At 46.9% G+C, this 16,859-nt stretch carries 16 protein-coding genes and 1 riboswitch; of the genes, 7 read left to right on the top strand and 9 right to left on the bottom strand.

Going from position 1 to position 16,859, the window contains the following annotated elements:
* Positions 1–3 precede the first annotated feature (3 nt).
* The gene (locus B4C70_RS00870; RefSeq protein ID WP_290776355.1) at positions 4–978 is read left to right on the top strand and encodes a cation diffusion facilitator family transporter; all 975 of its coding nucleotides are present in this window, start codon (positions 4–6) and stop codon (positions 976–978) included.
* A gap of 41 nt (positions 979–1,019) precedes the next feature.
* Here B4C70_RS00870 and B4C70_RS00865 read toward each other — a convergent pair whose 3' ends face one another.
* The 3 genes from B4C70_RS00865 to B4C70_RS00855 form a co-directional block, all read right to left on the bottom strand.
* A complete protein-coding gene (locus B4C70_RS00865) occupies positions 1,020–1,730 on the bottom strand; it encodes a thermonuclease family protein (protein ID WP_290776352.1) in 711 nt (236 codons plus the stop codon).
* Between the two features lie 75 nt (positions 1,731–1,805).
* Entirely contained in the window at positions 1,806–2,456 is a 651-nt protein-coding gene (locus tag B4C70_RS00860) for an SDR family NAD(P)-dependent oxidoreductase (RefSeq protein WP_035411468.1), read from the bottom strand.
* Positions 2,457–2,516: 60 nt separating this feature from the next.
* A complete protein-coding gene (locus B4C70_RS00855) occupies positions 2,517–2,783 on the bottom strand; it encodes a DUF5327 family protein (protein WP_214856262.1) in 267 nt (88 codons plus the stop codon).
* A 57-nt stretch (positions 2,784–2,840) separates the two neighbouring features.
* On the opposite strand from B4C70_RS00855, the gene B4C70_RS00850 reads away from it, so the two are divergent.
* Together B4C70_RS00850 and B4C70_RS00845 are read left to right on the top strand one after the other, a co-directional pair.
* The gene (locus tag B4C70_RS00850) at positions 2,841–3,809 is read left to right on the top strand and encodes a Gfo/Idh/MocA family oxidoreductase (RefSeq protein WP_290776350.1); all 969 of its coding nucleotides are present in this window, start codon (positions 2,841–2,843) and stop codon (positions 3,807–3,809) included.
* A gap of 33 nt (positions 3,810–3,842) precedes the next feature.
* The gene (locus B4C70_RS00845) at positions 3,843–5,504 is read left to right on the top strand and encodes a glycerol-3-phosphate dehydrogenase/oxidase (protein ID WP_035411477.1); all 1,662 of its coding nucleotides are present in this window, start codon (positions 3,843–3,845) and stop codon (positions 5,502–5,504) included.
* Between the two features lie 47 nt (positions 5,505–5,551).
* On the opposite strand, the gene B4C70_RS00840 is transcribed toward B4C70_RS00845, so the two are convergent.
* The 5 genes from B4C70_RS00840 to B4C70_RS00820 all read right to left on the bottom strand — a co-directional run bounded on the left by B4C70_RS00840 (position 5,552) and on the right by B4C70_RS00820 (position 11,339).
* Positions 5,552–6,988: an amino acid permease gene (locus B4C70_RS00840; RefSeq protein WP_214856267.1), complete on the bottom strand. Its 1,437-nt coding sequence runs from the start codon at positions 6,986–6,988 to the stop codon at positions 5,552–5,554.
* A gap of 225 nt (positions 6,989–7,213) precedes the next feature.
* A complete protein-coding gene (locus tag B4C70_RS00835; RefSeq protein ID WP_290776347.1) occupies positions 7,214–8,509 on the bottom strand; it encodes a DUF2252 domain-containing protein in 1,296 nt (431 codons plus the stop codon).
* A 68-nt stretch (positions 8,510–8,577) separates the two neighbouring features.
* A complete protein-coding gene (gene msrA / locus B4C70_RS00830; protein ID WP_069940170.1) occupies positions 8,578–9,525 on the bottom strand; it encodes a peptide-methionine (S)-S-oxide reductase MsrA in 948 nt (315 codons plus the stop codon).
* A gap of 69 nt (positions 9,526–9,594) precedes the next feature.
* Entirely contained in the window at positions 9,595–9,777 is a 183-nt protein-coding gene (locus tag B4C70_RS00825) for a hypothetical protein (protein ID WP_035399267.1), read from the bottom strand.
* Positions 9,778–9,857: 80 nt separating this feature from the next.
* Positions 9,858–11,339 (bottom strand): amino acid permease, encoded by a 1,482-nt coding sequence (locus tag B4C70_RS00820; RefSeq protein WP_029343164.1) that lies wholly within the window; start codon positions 11,337–11,339, stop codon positions 9,858–9,860.
* A gap of 131 nt (positions 11,340–11,470) precedes the next feature.
* A riboswitch (Lysine riboswitch) is annotated at positions 11,471–11,659 on the bottom strand.
* A 165-nt stretch (positions 11,660–11,824) separates the two neighbouring features.
* Between B4C70_RS00820 and B4C70_RS00815 the strand changes: the two genes are divergently transcribed.
* Complete coding sequence (locus tag B4C70_RS00815) at positions 11,825–12,280, top strand: MarR family winged helix-turn-helix transcriptional regulator (RefSeq protein ID WP_290748404.1); 456 nt, start codon at positions 11,825–11,827, stop codon at positions 12,278–12,280.
* A 136-nt stretch (positions 12,281–12,416) separates the two neighbouring features.
* Positions 12,417–13,508, top strand: coding sequence for a GGDEF domain-containing protein (locus tag B4C70_RS00810; RefSeq protein ID WP_290776343.1), 1,092 nt, complete (start codon positions 12,417–12,419; stop codon positions 13,506–13,508).
* A gap of 41 nt (positions 13,509–13,549) precedes the next feature.
* Here the strand turns inward: B4C70_RS00810 and B4C70_RS00805 are convergent, their stop codons facing one another.
* A complete protein-coding gene (locus B4C70_RS00805) occupies positions 13,550–14,155 on the bottom strand; it encodes a TetR/AcrR family transcriptional regulator (RefSeq protein ID WP_290776341.1) in 606 nt (201 codons plus the stop codon).
* A gap of 192 nt (positions 14,156–14,347) precedes the next feature.
* Here B4C70_RS00805 and B4C70_RS00800 point away from each other — a divergent pair, with 192 nt between their 5' ends.
* Positions 14,348–15,004, top strand: a complete 657-nt coding sequence (locus tag B4C70_RS00800; protein WP_035411497.1) for an HlyD family secretion protein — start codon at positions 14,348–14,350, stop codon at positions 15,002–15,004.
* Between the two features lie 12 nt (positions 15,005–15,016).
* On the top strand, positions 15,017–16,708 hold the full coding sequence (locus B4C70_RS00795; protein ID WP_290776338.1) for a DHA2 family efflux MFS transporter permease subunit: 1,692 nt from the start codon (positions 15,017–15,019) through the stop codon (positions 16,706–16,708).
* Positions 16,709–16,859: the final 151 nt, after the last annotated feature.

Genomic DNA, 16,859 nt, shown 5'->3' with positions numbered 1-16,859 from the left:
CTCATGGCCACTTTTTTCTCATTGATCCGTCGCGGCAATAAGTCAGCACTTGCTGCTGCTGTCGTCAACACGATCATTGCCGCGATCAAGTTCGTCGCCTATATCTTAACTGGGAATGTAGCGATGTTCGCTGAAATGATGCATACGATCGGTGACGCAGCGAACCAGTTCTTCGTCTACATCGGTTCTGCTCTCAGTAAAAAAGCACCCACGAAACGGTTTCCGAATGGTTTCGGTCGCCTTGTGAATCTCGTCTTACTTGCTGCGATCATCGTCGTTGCATTGCTTGCTTACGAGACGATTCGGGAAGGCATCTTGCATATCACACACGGTCCTGGCGAAAAGACGAGTGGTTTGTGGATCATCCTGACGGCACTTGGAATTGGTGTTGTCCTCGAAGTCGGCGTCTTTTATAAAGCGATGAAAGAAATCGCGCATGAGACGGGACTCAAATCGAGCGGACTGACACTTGTTGGTCAAAGCTTCGCCCACCTTGGACAAGCCAAACCGGCGACACGTCTCGTCTTCATGGAAGATCTTGTCGCAACTCTTGGTGGCGTCATCGCCATTATCGCTGTCCTGATTTCGCATTATACATCGTTTTATCAAGCAGAAGGCATTGCATCCATCTTGATTGGACTCATGATGTTTTATGTCGTCTATAATGTTTTTATTCAAAATGCTGCCGGTGCGCTCGGTGAGGTTGATGAAGTACTGACGGCTAAAATCGGTGAAATCTTGTTACGTGATGAAGCGGTTCGGGACATCGAAAAACTTGAAGTCATCAAGGAAGGAGATCACTTCCATGTCGAAACGGAGATTGAAGTTGATCCCAACTTGACTATTGCGCAAGCGGACGACATTAAAGATCGACTCGAATTGCAAATTCGCATCCTCAAAGGAATCACCGATGTCACGATTTCCTTTGATGAAGATGATAACGTACAGCAGTATCAACCACCGCCACCACCTGTATGATAGATAAAAGCCATCGCTAGCGATGGCTATTTTTGCGTTTATCAGCGTGTTGCCCGGACGAATCCGGCTTCTCGTGCTTCTTTCTCCGTACAAAACCGTTGCTCCGGCTTCACTTCATTGTAAGACTGACCACCCGGGACATGGTAAATTTTTTTACCTGACCGATTGATATTACCTTTGATATCGCAGGAGTTCGTTTCTGTAATCGCTTGAACATTGAATCCGCGATTCGTGACGTAGCCATCGTGCTTCCAGATTTTCTTCTTTGCCTGCTTGGCTTCCTGTTCGATCTGTTCAAACACATCGACATAACGTGTGTCTGGTTCATAGACGAACGCCACACGCGCAAGACCTTTTCGGAGTAACTCTTGATTCAACATTTTATCGCCATACCAGACATATGCGAGCAGTCGCCCGTATCGGTCAGCCCGGGAATGATCACGCTCCAACCGAATAGCTGTCCCGCTCGGTAATGTCTCTTTTGTAAACGCTGAAGCTTCCGTTCCATAAGGTTGAACCGGCGTATCCGGTTTAACAGTTTCCGGTGTATCGACGAGCAACAAACGAACATCCTCCGTTTTCCCGTCTGCTAGCCTCACTTTTAATGTATCCCCATCGATGACGCGTTGCACCGTCGCTTTCGTAATCTTTTCATCGTCTGGTTGCTTGATGCCAAGCAGATCGGTTTCTTCTGGTGCACAACCGATGAGAACGAATAAAAAAAGTAAACTTATGAATACAGATCGTCTCATTTCTATTTCTCTCCTTTCCATGAAAATACGGATTCGGTCAATGTCCGAACCCGCATACGCTCTCTTGTTCATAAGTTAGTCTGCTGATAGAACCGTCTCTACTTCGTTACGGTTTGTATAAAGTGTATAGAACGCTTCCGCTACGTTTTTCGGATCAAGTGCCGTTCCGCGCTTCACTTCTCCCGCAATCGTGACGGTTCCGACGTAGACACCGTCTTCCTTCAACGTATCATGGAGCATGTGCGTCACTTGACGAACGCCTGCCTTGCCAATCGAAAGCCCTGGTAACGATTTGATTGCTTGCATCGCAGCGCCACCTCCTGTAATCAGGATGGCGCCGTCTTTTCGTTCCTGCATCGAAGGAGCAACGAGTTGTGCGGCATGCAGTGCACCGAGAACATCGATCTCGAACTCTTTCGTAATCTGTTCTGCCGAGACTTCAAGGACAGATGCTTGATGTAAAATAGAAGCATTATAGACTAAGACATCGATTTGTCCATACTGCTCCTCTGTCCATTCGATGAGTGATGCGATATCGGCTTTTCGAGAAGCATCACATTCTACCCCCACCGCCTCTACCCCTTCTTCTTTTAGTTCCGTGATGACGGCTGCAAGCGTTTCTTGTGTCCGCGCCGCACAAACGACTTGAAACCCTTCTTGCCCAAATCGTTTACTGATTTCATATCCGTTTCCTGGTCCTGCTCCAATGACGATGACTGTTTTCATGACGTATCTCCCTTTCTTATTTTAACTGTGATGGTTATTCCCTGAATTGCGTCATTTCATTCAAAAATCGAGCAATGAAGTGCCTTTTTCTTCTTTTTCCTGCGAAACACCCATGAAACGCGCTAACATCGGATCGACTGCTGGGGTTGCCTGAGGCGTTGACGTAGGAAGCGATATTGTCGAACTTGGCGTCGCCTCGGATTCAAGGAGTAATTCACAATAAGCCTTCATCGCTGCAATCTGTTCTTTTTGCGCAGCTCCTGTTGTTTGGTCAATACGTTGCATCGCTTGGCGCATCTTTTCGATGATGTGTTGCTCGGTAATCATCTTGTATTCCTCCTTATGGTAGATTGAGGGTATGAACTTGAAAAGGATGTGTTTTCTATGATTCGTACCGCATTAGTTGGTTTTGGTCTTGCCGGTGAACATTTGCATGCGCCTTATTTACACGCACCTGATTATCAGTTGGTCGCTGTTCAGTCGAGTCGCCCGGAAGCGGTCGCTACGTACGATGCGACGCTCCCTGTCTATCCGACACTTGAAGCATTACTTGAAGCGGAACAAATCGATTTAGTCGTCATCGCGACGGCAAATGATCTGCATTATCCACTCGCGCGTCTCGCCTTGCTCTCGGGCTGTGATGTACTTGTCGAGAAACCGTTCACCGTCACGCTCGAAGAAGCCGAAACGTTGACAGAACTAGCACGGACACACGGTCGGTTATTGACAGTTTATCATAATCGGCGGTACACGAAGGACTTTCGGACGCTGATGACCTTATTGAAATCTGGACGACTCGGTACGCTCCAGACGTTCGAAGCGCATTATGACCGTTACCGTCCCGATGTGCAGGAGCGTTGGCGCGAACAGGACGTTCCTGGTGCCGGACTATTGTACGACCTTGGTTCACACTTGATCGATCAAGCACTCATCGCCTTCGATGAAATTCCAGACCGTGTCTTTTGTGATCAAACGATTCAACGACAAGATGGGATCGTTGATGACTATACACATCTAATTTTAGCCTTTGGCACGCGACGCGCTATTTTGCATATCGGTTCCATCGTTCCAGCTGTTGGTCCCTCCCTGATGGTGCACGGAACACAGGCGAGTTACTTCGTTGATGAAGTCGATACAAAACGGACGACCTATCAATTGGCTGAAGCAAATGGACCTCTGCAAGACTTCCCTTTTGTTTCCGGTCATTTTGGGGATTATTATACGGATCTCGCTCCAGCCATCCGTAAGCGAACCACACCACCTGTCTCTGCGAAACAGGCTGAACTCGTCATGAAAATCATTGATCGTGCTCAAAAGAGTGCAAAAGTGGGTACATGGATAGAAGTAGACTAACTATTCATTTCAGACGAACAGGGGGAAGACAAGATGTTTTCAAGTACGGAACGGACAGCATGGTTAGAAGAGATGGGACAAGAACTTCTAGACGTTCTCGTCATCGGGGGCGGTATCACGGGAGCTGGTATTCTGCTTGACGCACAAAGTCGCGGCATGCGAACAGGCTTGATTGAAATGCAGGACTTCGCCGAAGGGACATCGAGCCGATCGACGAAACTTGTCCATGGTGGATTGCGTTATCTGAAGCAATTCGAGATTAAACTCGTCGCCGAAGTCGGGAAAGAACGTGCCATCGTGTATGAGAACGCACCGCATGTGACGACACCGGAGTGGATGATGCTTCCACTTGTCGAAGGTGGTACATTCGGTAGCTTCTCGACCTCGATCGGCTTACGTGTCTATGATCAACTCGCTGGTGTCAAACGCCATGAACGTCGGACGATGCTTAGCAAAGAAGAAACATTACGTTACGAACCACTGTTACGCTCAGAGCATTTAGTCGGCGGTGGTCGGTATGTCGAATATAAAACGGATGATGCTCGACTGACGGTCGAAGTCTTAAAAGCAGCCATCGGTTACGGCGGACGTGCCGTCAATTATACGAAAGCGGAATCGCTTGTCTACCACAACGGAAAAGTCGTTGGTGTCGAAGTCCGTGACGTCTTAAGTGGCAAAACGTATACGATTCGGGCGAAGAAGATCATTAATGCGACGGGTCCTTGGGTCGATGAACTGCGCGAAAAAGACGGTTCGAAATCTGGAAAGTCTTTACACCTGACAAAAGGGATTCATCTCGTCATCGATCAAGTACATTTCCCGTTGCAACAAGCCGTTTACTTCGATGTTCCAGACGGTCGGATGATCTTTGCGATTCCACGTGAAGGGAAAACGTATGTCGGAACAACGGATACGAACTATAAAGGAGATATTCTTGAGCCTGGTGTCACCGTCGAGGATCAGGACTACATCCTAGAGGCAACGAATCAAATGTTCAACGTCGAGTTACGACCTGAGCATGTCGAATCAACGTGGTCTGGACTACGTCCACTCATTCATGAAGATGGAAAAGATCCAAGTGAACTGTCCCGAAAAGACGAAATCTTCGTTTCGAAATCCGGTCTGATGTCAATCGCCGGTGGTAAGTTGACTGGGTACCGGAAAATGGCGGAACGAATCATCGATATGGTCGCGGAGCAATTCAAGACAGAAGAAAATCGAATTTATCTTGCTTCCCGTACGCACGATATTTTGCTTGGTGGTGGTCATCCACAAGGAAGTAAAGGATTCGCGCGTTACATGAAGGAACAACAACCAAAAGGCGAAGCACTTGGGTTGTCACCGAATGAGACGACATGGCTCATCCAGCGCTACGGTACGAATGTCGAGCGTGTCTTTGAATTGATTCGGACACGCGGTGACGAAGCCGCTCGTTATCAATTACCGTTACACTGGTTCGGTGCCCTTCTGTATGGTCTAGAAGCAGAGCTCGTCATGCAACCCGGTGACTTCTTGAACCGTCGTGCTTCAGCCGTCTTCTTTGATTTCCCTCATGCTGAACAATACGCAGACGGTGTTCTTGCCCTGATGCGTAGTGAACTCGGCTGGTCGGCAGAAGATGAAGCGAAAGCCAATGAAAGCATTCGTCGTGAATTTGACGCGGTTCGCGTCAAAGGTCCTGTTCCACTTTCCTAACACAAGAAGACCCGATCGCCTGAAGGCGACCGGGTCTTTTGATGTGTTTACTCTTCTTCTTTTGAAGCAGCAAGTTCCGCTGCCGGCATGTTTCCTGGGTGTAGATTCGAACGCTTACGCGCAAACGTAAAGTAAAGCACTAAACCGATTGCAAGCCAGATTCCGAAAGCAATCCATGTCTCGAGTTTCAAGTTGAACATCAAGAAGAGACATGCAGCGATTGCTGCGATTGGCACATATGGCATACCCGGACATTTGAATGCACGTGGGAGATCCGGCTGTGTCTTACGAAGAATCAAGACAGCGACAGAGATCAAGACGAATGCTGCGAGTGTACCCATGTTGACGAGGTTCGCGATGACATCGAGTGGAACGAATCCAGCGACGAGTGAACTACCAAGTCCGATCATCCAAGTCGCCTTGAATGGTGTTTGGTATTTCGGATGCACTTCGGAGAATACTTTAGGGAACATCCCGTCACGCGAGATCGCAAACGCGAGACGCACCATTCCGTATGTCATGACGAGAATAACCGTTGTGATCCCGAGAATCGCACCGAGATCGATGAAACCAGCGACCCAGTTTTGACCTGCCATTTGAATCGCAAGTGAGACCGGGTGATCGATACCAGCGAATTGTTTGTAAGGGACGATCCCTGTCATGATGGCTGCGACGATGACGTAAAGAATTGTACAGACAGCAAGTGAACCGATGATACCACGTGGTAAGTTCTTTTGTGGATCACGGACTTCTTCCGCCGCTGATGTAACAGCATCAAAACCGATGTACGCGAAGAAGACGATCGCAGCACCCGAGAAGACGCCTCCCCAACCAAATGGAGTGAATGGTGTCCAGTTTGATGGTTCAACGTAGCCGACACCGACGACGATGAACAACACGACGACTGCTAATTTGATGACGACCATGATGTTGTTGACACGTTTCGTTTCCTTGATTCCCATCGACAACAATGCCGTAATGGCAAAGAGGATCAGGAAGGCTGGAAGGTTGAAGTATGTCTTGGCTCCTTCTACTGCTCCTGGAGCTGCTGAGAGAGCTGTCGGCACATGGATATTAAATCCTGCGAGTAAAGACTGGAAGTAACCTGACCAACCGGCTGCTACGGCACTGGAGGCGAGTCCATATTCGAGAATCAAGTTCCAACCGATGATCCAAGCGAAGACCTCTCCCATCGTTGCATACGTATACGTATAGACGGATCCACTGACCGGGATCGTTGATGCAAATTCAGCGTAAGCAAGAGCAGCTAGACCACAGGCGATGGCAGATAGAATGAATGATACGATAAGTCCTGGCCCTGCAGTCAACGCTCCTGTTCCCGTCAAAACGAAGATTCCGGTACCGATGATGGCGCCAATTCCTAAAAACGTTAAATCCATCGCGCCAAGATTTCGAGCAAGTCCACTGTTGCGTTTACTTGCAGCAATCATAGCGGAAACATCTTTTTTCCGCGTCAAACTCATGATGTACTTCCCCCTATATCCGTTGTGATTTGTCTTACGAAGCGAGTCGTCCGTAAGAACTTAATCAAAAATTTACGAAGTTTTCAGATAAATTGATATAGGTCATTATACCTATTTGTTTTTTGCGTGACGCTTTCATCTGTTAAAGAATAAAAATCACTTCAAAAATATCGGTATGTAACAGATGTTACATACCGATATTTTTCTCCTTTTTCAGTCCACGTTTTAAGTCGTTTTCCACGTCTTCGTCCATTCTAAAAACACTTGGTAATCCAGCTTTGTTCGCATGACATAAGCTTCTGACCAACGCTCGATTTGTTCTAAGAAAGCAGTGTCTGAAACACCGATGGCTTGGATGATTTCAACGTCGGCATGATGCGTTAAAATTTTTTCTTTAATCCCGGCATCCTGATCCGCCCGTGCATGCACTTTGGCGGTAATTTGACCTTGAATGCATAAGACATTCTCGAGGTCATCCTGACTTTTGATATGCTTTGCTTTTAGCTTTTTCTTATACGGTGAACGCTCACGTACATAATATTCCTTTTGACCAATCGTCAAATAACCAAGATATGGATCTTCATGTGCCTGCATCGCTTTTTGAGATGTGATGATCCGGCGTCCTTGATGGACGGCTTCTGCTTCTGGGCGATAAACGGGAAGAAACAATGAAGGAACAGAAGTTTGCGCTTGTTTCATCTCAAGAATCAAATCCTCTTCTCCGCCTTCGCCCTCAATCAGGATGTAATAGCGCTCAAGACCAATCGATGCCGTTCCACTGTCTAGCTTACGAACGATATCCTTGATTGTATAGAACGATTCGTCACGACGATCCTCGGCATCAATCGTTTCGATATAGGAGGACCAAGCAGACTCGATTACTGATCGTGTCGCGTCATCTACCGCTGCCATATCTGGTAATGTACAAAAACGTCTCACGCCATCCACCAGTTCCGTACGCTCTCCCATTAATTCCTCACGTTTCTTTTCTGCTTTTTTGATCAACTTCTTGATTGGTCCTTTCGTATTATCCCGCGTAAAACAGACATCACTCGGATCTTTTCCGAGAGCGTACTTTTTTAAATCGTGTAAGTATTCGAGAACATAATTGCGAATCGCAGGAGTCGGATCATATCCTGCCTCTTCGGCGAACAAGCGGACGGAGACCGCCATGCGAATCAAATCATATAAATACGACCCTAAGTATCCTTCATCAAAGTCATTGACGTCGTAGATGATCTCTCCCTTCGCATTGCCATGGACACCGAAATTCTCAAAATGAAGATCTCCCTGAATCCACGTCGGTTTATCACGAGGCGTATCAAAACCAAGGGGGATTCGCGTCACGTCATAATAAAACAGATGCGAACTCCCACGGAAAAAGCGAAACGGACTCAAGCTCATCTTGTCGTACTTTTCCTGACGTGCTTGCTCATCGAGCTGACGGATTTCGTGATCGTAGAAATCAAGCACTTTCGCAATCGTCATTTGTCGAATCTCTTCATATACGGGTCGAAACATTCGATTCTCTCCCTTCCATTTGAAAAAAAGAGCAGTCAAAACGAAATCGTTTGACTGCTCCTTACGTGTTACTCGAAATGTTTTTTATATTCCCCATATCCTGCCGAATCAAGCTCTTCAAGCGGAATAAATCGTAATGCTGCTGAGTTGATACAATAGCGAAGACCACCAAGTTCTGTCGGACCATCATCGAAGATATGACCGAGGTGACTATCCGCATTCGCAGAACGCACTTCCGTCCGCGTCATCCCGTGACTCGTGTCGAGTTCGACTTCCATCTTGTCTTCTGAGATCGGTTTAGCGAAGCTTGGCCAACCACAGTTTGACTGGAACTTATCTTTCGATGTGAAGAGTGGTGTGCCGTCAACGATATCGACGTACAGTCCTGGACGTTCTTCATCCCAGTATTCGTTACGGAAAGCGGGTTCTGTCCCGTTCTCTTGTGTGACTTTATACTGAATGGGTGTCAGACGCTCTTTCAGTTCTTTTTCCTTACCGTGGTCCTTCCACGCTTCTTTGATGAATTTCGCGCGACCTGAGCCGACACTATACATCTGATAACGGAACGGATTCTTTTTATAATAATCTTGGTGATATTCTTCGGCTGGCCAAAACGGCTTTTCTGGACGAATCTCTACCGCGACCGGACGCGAGAAGCGTCCTGATGCGTCAAGCTCTGCTTTCGAACGTTCAGCTGCTTCACGCTGTGCTTCATCGACATAAAAGATAGCCGGTTGGTACGATTCACCACGGTCATTGAATTGACCTCCACCATCTGTCGGGTCGATTTGACGCCAGAAGATCTCGAGTAATTCTTCGTACGTAATGACGGACGGATCGTACGTGACTTCAACCGCCTCCAAGTGACCTGTCGTTTCCGAACAGACCTCTTTATAAGTCGGGTTCTCTGTATGACCACCGGTATATCCTGAAATGACCTGCTCTACACCATCATATTTATGGAATGGCTTGACCATGCACCAGAAACAACCACCTGCAAATATTGCTTTTGCCATCTATCTTCCCCTCCTCTGTATGTGTCTATTTTACCGCGTTCAGAGAATGGACTCGACTTTCCTGCTCATTCAATCCTCTGGGTTCGCTTTTAGACGACGCATGACGAAGTAAATCGCCGCAAAGACAAGAAGAAGTCCTCCAAGCGAATACCAGATGTTATTCAAACGATAGATCATTTGGTACAAGGCAAGCGTCACAAGCAATAATGCGATCGGTAAGAAGGCACGCTTAAAGTGGTACCAGTAATTCACGAAGATCGCCTCCTGTTTTTCTTTCATCTTACTTGAAGCGACATCTAAAAAGCCACCTTCATTTGAAGGTGGCTCACTGATTAAGATTGACGTGGATGTTCCGGGAAGTCCATCTCGTCATAACGAACGATCGACGTCCGGTTTTTAAATTTATGTCCTAACCAGAAGGCAAGGAACAATGGAATACCGACGTACGTCGCAGCAATCCCGACCCAATCGATTTGATCAGCGAGGAATGCGGCATAGTTTTGACCAACGATGACAAGGAAACAAAGACCGAATGCGAACAGCGGACCGAACGGGAACGCTGGTGCAACATATGGTAAGTCTTTCAACGAGTGACCTTGTGCAACGAATCCTTTACGGAAGCGATAGTGACTGATCGCAATCCCGAGCCATGCGATGAATCCTGTCATCCCGGAAGCATTGAGTAACCACAGGTAGACTTGTCCACCAAACATCGACGTCAAGAAACAGAGCGCACCGACTGCACCTGTTGCAAGCAAGGCGTTACGGGGCACACCGTTTTTCGAGACTTTCGCGAATAACTTCGGTGCATCGCCTTGGCGCGCAAGTGTATACAGCATCCGTGTCGAAGCATACATGCCTGAGTTTCCGGCAGATAGAACAGACGTCAAGATGACAGCGTTCATGAGTGCTGCTGAGAACGCAAGACCTGCTTTTTCAAAGACGAGCGTAAACGGACTAACCGCTACGTCCGTAATGTCATTCGAAACCAAGTTCGGACTCGTATACGGAATGAGCATTCCGATGACGAAAATCGCGAAGACGTAGAAAAGTAAGATACGCCAGAAAACTTGTTTGACTGCTTTAGGAACGTTCTTTTTCGGGTCTTCTGACTCACCCGCGGCAATCCCGACGAGCTCCGTTCCTTGGAAACTGAATCCAGCAACAAGAATGATTCCGATGACGGCAGGAATCCCACCGACGAACGGCGCATCGCCAAGAGCAAAGTTTTTAAAGCCAACCGGTGGCTCCGATGTAAAGACACCGAAAATCATCGCAACACCGACGACTAAGAAGACGATGACGGTAACGACTTTAATCATCGCAAACCAATACTCCGCTTCCCCGAATCCTTTAACGGAGAAGTAGTTCAAGCCGATCATGAGTAAGAGGAATAAGGCACTGAAATAAAATCCAGGAACATCCGGGAACCAGTACGTCATGACGATTTGTGCTGCGACGAGTTCAACTGCGATCGTGACTGCCCAGTTGTACCAGTAGTTCCAGCCGAGTGCAAAGCCGAATGATGGATCGACGAATTTCGTTCCATATGTCGAGAAGGATCCGGCGACCGGCATGTACGCTGCCATTTCACCAAGACTTGTCATGAGGAAGTAGACCATCAGACCAACGATTGCATATGATAGGAGCGCCCCACCTGGTCCTGCTGCTGCGACGGAAGCACCGGACGCAATGAAGAGTCCTGTTCCGATCGCTCCACCGATGGCGATCATCGACATATGACGGGCTTGTAATCCACGTTTTAATCCTTCTGCTGTCGAATCTGTTGTTTGTTTCACATCTAGATTGTTCATTTCGTTCGCTTCTCTCTTTAATAAATTTTTGAGAGGACACTTTTTGAATGAAAAAACAAAAAGCGCCCTCATCTTCCAGATGGAAGATGAGAAGGCAACATAATAAAATGGATGCGCCTCATTCTACCGTCGTGAAAGATAGCTCTCCACAAGTAGGTGATACCCGACTTGTGACAGTATTAGACCTATTTGATCTAATCCCAATCGATCATCTTCAAAGCGATGATTGATTTCGGCAATTCTTCCTTTCAGGTCACCTCATCTGTCGCTTGACGACATCCGTAACCGTACTCTTAAGAACTGCAACCTCCATCCCACTGGTTGAGTGAGAACTGAATTAAGTTAGTTATTACTACGCCATATTACACAAAACGCCACGAAATTGTCAATTGCCTTTTTCGAATCTGGGGTAGTCGATGGTAAAAATCCGATATGTTTAGTACACTAAATGGTAGAAGTCCACTGAGAGAAAGGATGCTGCTTGCATGCCACAGGAACGTGATTTGCTAACTTATCGACTCGAGGAACAAATGCGTGTCATTCTTCGTACCCTGCGACGTGAACTTAACCGGCTATTTGAAGGAACGGCGACCCGGAGTGAATTTTTCATCTTACGAAGCCTTTCAGAAAATGGTCCTCAGCGCCCGACGCTTCTTGCGGAACAATTTGAGCTCGCGACGAGTCAAGTCACTGCTTTGACGGATAAGCTGTATAAACAAGGATATGTCACACGGACACGCTCGACGGAAGATCGTCGCTCGATTGTCCTTGCTTTGACGGATGACGGAGAGCGTGCTTTTCGGGAACTCGAGGTCGTCCGAAGAAACTATTTACAAGATCGCTTCGGAACTTTAACAGAAGAAGAACTGGAAACGATGATTCGCGTCTTCGATAAGATTTTACTGACGATGGATGAGGATACGCTCACTTCGTCTTCATAAAAAACGGTAGATTTTCTACCGTTTTTTATGTTTTATCTAAACATTTACCTCTGTCTAACCGTTACCTAGATGAGTATACTGGAGTATATATATGGAAATCTGTTAGCTGGGGAGTTGGGAGGATTTGTTGTCCATCATGAATCAATTCATCATTAACTTTTGTCTACTGTTCACGACGACTACTCTCTTATTCTTACCATTTCGGAATCGACCACGTATTTCGCTGAATTCCAGCTGGAGTACACGCCTCATATTGGGAAGTGTCTGTGGTCTGATTGCAGTTTTGTTGATATTCAATGGCATTCAGATCGATGTCGCCCGTGTGGATTTACGAATCATCCCAGTCGCGATCGCTATGCTATTCGGTGGTTTCCCGAGCGCCATCGTCGCCGGTATAATGATCATCGGGACACGTTACTTTTTGACACCCGTCGATCAAATGGAGGGTTTTTATCTGTCCACACTGATTATCGTCTTAATCATTACGACGATCGGAATCGTACGTCGATTCGTTCATGTCTCGACACGCCATTTTCAATTATTGGTGTCAATTGGTGTTCTCTATTCGTTACCTGCCATCTATATCCTGACAAACAGCTGGTCGACATTCTTTAAAATTTCAATCGCTTATATCTTTTTTAATCTATTGGCTGGCTTTGTTGCTTTTCGACTGCTGACGGAATTACGCCGTCACTTCGAAAACATTCAGTATCAACAAAAACTAGCGATGACGGATGCTTTGACCGGACTTGCCAATCGGCGGCGTCTCGATGATTCACTGTCACTTGTCGGTTCAACGGATCAAGGGTATTCACTTGTCTTGATTGATATCGACTTCTTCAAGCACGTCAATGATACATATGGTCATGACGCCGGAGATGATGTCCTACATCAACTCGGCATGACACTCGCTTCCTTAACACGACCGGATGACCTCGTCGGACGGTACGGTGGTGAAGAGTTTTTGATCATTTTACCAAGCACTACAGCTAAAGAAGCTCAAAAAATCTCAGAGTTGGCTCGGATGACGGTCGCACGCAACCTGTTCCCGACGGCAGACGTACCTGATCTGCAAATCACGATTTCGCTTGGGATTGCACATTCTAGTGGTTCCCATACGTCTTTAGAAGTATTACAACAAGCAGATAAAGCGTTGTATTACTCAAAAGAAAGCGGACGAAACCGAAGTACGATTTATACGAAGGAACTTGCCTTCCGACAAGCTTGAATACGAGACACTTCCTATCGGGAGTGTCTTTTTCTATGACCTTATTCCGTTTCTTTCGGAAAACCGATGCTTTCAACCGTTCCAAAGACGATCATCCGGCTCAATTGCTCCGCCATATATGCGGATGAATATGGCCGACCGTTTCGCAACCAGGAAATCAATAATCCTAACTGTCCACCAATGACATAGTTCAGTAACAAATCCCGATCGACGAAAGTCGCATCTTCTGCGACTTGGGATCGAAAGACGAGGCGATAATTTTCTTTCAATGTATCAAGAAAACGTGAGATGAACGTTTTGATCGGTCCTTGAACGAGCATCGTCTGATAAAACAATTCGTTTTCTTCAATGTGAATGAACAAACGAGCAAAATAACGACTGACCTGTTCGACTGTCGGAAATACGGTGCCTGTACCTGTAATCCGAATCGCTTGTTCGAGCGCCATCATCTGTTCCTCAACGATTTGGTCAAGCAAATCATATTTATCTGTGTAGTGCGCATAAAAGGTCGAGCGGTTCACACCCGCCCCATCCGTCAGCATCTTGACGGTGATGCTCGAAAAGCTATTTGTCTTCAGTAAACGAAACAATTCCATCGTAATACGTTCACGTGACCGTTTTGGTCGTGGATCACGGCTCTCTTTCATGTGCATTTCACTCCTTTTCCATCATCTTTTTAAAAATGAATCCGTTATCATTTATTTTTCCAACATTTTGTCGGAAATTGTTGGTTGTTTGTTATCTAACTATCCATATAATTAACTATATTAATTACTCCTCCCCCCAGAGGAGTACTTTTTTTGAATCGATTGTACACAAGAAAGGATGCTAACACACTCATGAGTATGAAAAAATTACTAATCATTAATGTCGTTACACTCATCGTTTTGATCGGTGGTGGGGTCGTCGGATACTACTATTACGATCAAGCAACAAGCTATGTCAAAACAGACAATGCGAAAATCGATGGCAAAATGATAACGATTGCTAGCCCAAGCGCTGGTAAATTAACGGACTGGTCTGCTAAAACAGGCGAATCGCTCGACAGCGGTGCAACACTTGGTCACATCATGACTGCGCAAGCTGGACAAAAACCAACAGATCTTTCTGTTTCGATGCCTGCGAAGGCAACGATCGTTCAGTCGATGGCGACAAAGAACGGCTTCGTCGCAGCCGGTACACCACTTGCCTATGGTTTTGACTTAAACGACCTTTGGGTCACAGCGAACATCGAAGAAACAGAAATCGATGAAATCAAAGTCGGACAAACCGTTGACGTGTATGTCGACAGCTATCCTGACACGACACTTTCTGGTGAAGTGGAACAGATCGGAATGACGACAGCTTCGACGTTCTCGATGATGCCTTCTTCAAACGGAAATGCGAACTACACGAAAGTCGCACAAGTCATTCCAGTTAAAGTATCACTCTCGCAAGAAAAATCACTAGACATTCGACCTGGTATGAATGTGACCGTCCGCATTCATAAGGATTAAGGAGGGACGTTCATGTCTACTACCTTCTTGTTCGGATATAGTGCGTTCACGATTCTGATCATCATCGGCGTCAACTGGATCGCCCGCCGGAATCGTCAATCCGACATCGCACTGGCCACTGACGGACCAACACTTGAGGAGTCCCTCGAGACGGAACCGACGATGACCGTGACACCACCAGTCGCAGCACCTTCAAAACAAGTATCGACTGAAAACGTCAGTATTCCGAAAGTACTGACGGTCTTACTGATTGGTATGTTCATTGCTATTTTGAACCAAACGTTGATTAATGTCGCGTTACCGGTTCTAATCAATGACTTCAACGTGTCGACGTCCACTGCCCAGTGGTTGACGACAGGTTTCATGCTCGTCAACGGGATTTTGATTCCGATCAGTGCTTTTTTAATGCGCAGTTATACGTTCCGCCAGTTGTTCCTCGCTTCGATGACACTCTTTTTCTTTGGATCAATCATCTGTTCGATGGCGATGAACTTCCCGGTCATGATGATCGGGCGTGTCGTTCAGGCGGCAGGTGCTGGTATCTTAATGCCACTAGGATCAAATGTCTTCATGACATTGTTCCCACCGCATAAGCGTGGCGCTGCCATGGGAATGCTCGGAATCGCTATGATTCTCGCTCCTGCTGTCGGACCTACAATCACAGGATATGTCATCCAAAACTATGACTGGCACGTCATGTTTTATGCGATGTCGTTCTTTGGATTAGTGACATTGTTACTCGGTACGGCCTGGTTCCGCCTGACGCAGCCACTCTCGAAACCTTCTTTCGACGCACTGGGCGTCTTATTCAGTACGATCGGATTCGGGAGTCTCCTTTACGGATTCAGTGAAGCCGGGAATGACGGCTGGGATAGCCCGATCGTCATCAGCACGATCGTCATCGGCTTAATTGGAATTGCTGCTTTTGCAATGCGTGAGCTGTCGATGGAAGATCCGATGTTGAATATTCGTGTGTTAAAGGTTCCGGAATTTTCGTTCACCCTCTTCATCAATGTCATCGTCACGATGGCGTTGTTCGGTGGGATGTTGCTTTTACCGATTTACCTTCAAAGTATTCGCGGTTTTTCACCGGTCGATTCAGGTCTTCTCCTTTTGCCCGGATCACTGATCATGGGAATCACCGGACCGATTGCCGGTCGTTTATTTGACCGCTTCGGTATTCGACCGCTCGCTATCTTCGGTTTGACGTTGATGACGTACGGGACATGGGAATTGACGCAATTAAACATGGATACGTCGTATTACTCGATCATGGGCATCTACATGCTTCGGTCATTCGGAATGGCATTCATCATGATGCCGATCATGACTGCCGGAATGAATGCCTTACCGATGAAGATGATCCCGCACGGAAACGCAACCCAAAACACACTTCGTCAAGTCGCCGGCTCCATCGGAACGGCGATTCTCGTCACCGTCATGACCCGTCAAACGACGGCTCACTTGGCAGACGACGCGAATCAGTTTACGACGCTCGACCCGACGCTTTCGCAACATTTAAACGATCTTGGACAACAGCTGGGTAGCTCACAAGCCGCTTCAACGAGTTGGTTTACGATGCTGACGAAACAAGCAACGATTCAAGGGATCACCGATGCGTTCTGGATTGCAACCGTCTTATCTGCGCTTGCACTGATTCTGTCCTTCTTCTTGCACGGAAAAAAAGAACCGAATCTGGATTGATTGACGAAAGGGGCTGACTCAAAAGTCAGTTTCCACAAATGTAAGGGTGGCAGAATGATGATCTGCCACCCTTACCTCATAACAAAAAGAATGACGCGTTTCACGCAACTCCTACAGGAAAAAGCGCATCTTTGCGCTGTCAGAGACAAAC

The sequence above is a fragment of the Exiguobacterium sp. UBA5002 genome (genome assembly GCF_002396765.1).
GTDB lineage: Bacteria > Bacillota > Bacilli > Exiguobacteriales > Exiguobacteriaceae > Exiguobacterium_A.
Note: the sequence above shows the minus strand (reverse complement) of the source record. Positions and strands in the feature narration are given on the sequence as shown.

What these genes read in the sequence shown, in the direction of transcription:
- B4C70_RS00815 (WP_290748404.1), top strand. Translation starts at nt 11,825, where the DNA reads ATGCCACAGGAACGTGATTTGCTAACTTATCGACTCGAGGAACAAATG.
- B4C70_RS00835 (WP_290776347.1), bottom strand. Translation starts at nt 8,509, where the DNA reads ATGTTTCGACCCGTATATGAAGAGATTCGACAAATGACGATTGCGAAA.
- B4C70_RS00800 (WP_035411497.1), top strand. Translation starts at nt 14,348, where the DNA reads ATGAGTATGAAAAAATTACTAATCATTAATGTCGTTACACTCATCGTT.
- B4C70_RS00795 (WP_290776338.1), top strand. Translation starts at nt 15,017, where the DNA reads ATGTCTACTACCTTCTTGTTCGGATATAGTGCGTTCACGATTCTGATC.
- B4C70_RS00810 (WP_290776343.1), top strand. Translation starts at nt 12,417, where the DNA reads ATGAATCAATTCATCATTAACTTTTGTCTACTGTTCACGACGACTACT.
- B4C70_RS00820 (WP_029343164.1), bottom strand. Translation starts at nt 11,339, where the DNA reads ATGAACAATCTAGATGTGAAACAAACAACAGATTCGACAGCAGAAGGA.
- B4C70_RS00805 (WP_290776341.1), bottom strand. Translation starts at nt 14,155, where the DNA reads ATGAAAGAGAGCCGTGATCCACGACCAAAACGGTCACGTGAACGTATT.
- B4C70_RS00870 (WP_290776355.1), top strand. Translation starts at nt 4, where the DNA reads ATGGCCACTTTTTTCTCATTGATCCGTCGCGGCAATAAGTCAGCACTT.
- B4C70_RS00840 (WP_214856267.1), bottom strand. Translation starts at nt 6,988, where the DNA reads ATGAGTTTGACGCGGAAAAAAGATGTTTCCGCTATGATTGCTGCAAGT.
- B4C70_RS00855 (WP_214856262.1), bottom strand. Translation starts at nt 2,783, where the DNA reads ATGATTACCGAGCAACACATCATCGAAAAGATGCGCCAAGCGATGCAA.
- msrA (WP_069940170.1), bottom strand. Translation starts at nt 9,525, where the DNA reads ATGGCAAAAGCAATATTTGCAGGTGGTTGTTTCTGGTGCATGGTCAAG.
- B4C70_RS00850 (WP_290776350.1), top strand. Translation starts at nt 2,841, where the DNA reads ATGATTCGTACCGCATTAGTTGGTTTTGGTCTTGCCGGTGAACATTTG.
- B4C70_RS00860 (WP_035411468.1), bottom strand. Translation starts at nt 2,456, where the DNA reads ATGAAAACAGTCATCGTCATTGGAGCAGGACCAGGAAACGGATATGAA.
- B4C70_RS00845 (WP_035411477.1), top strand. Translation starts at nt 3,843, where the DNA reads ATGTTTTCAAGTACGGAACGGACAGCATGGTTAGAAGAGATGGGACAA.
- B4C70_RS00865 (WP_290776352.1), bottom strand. Translation starts at nt 1,730, where the DNA reads ATGAGACGATCTGTATTCATAAGTTTACTTTTTTTATTCGTTCTCATC.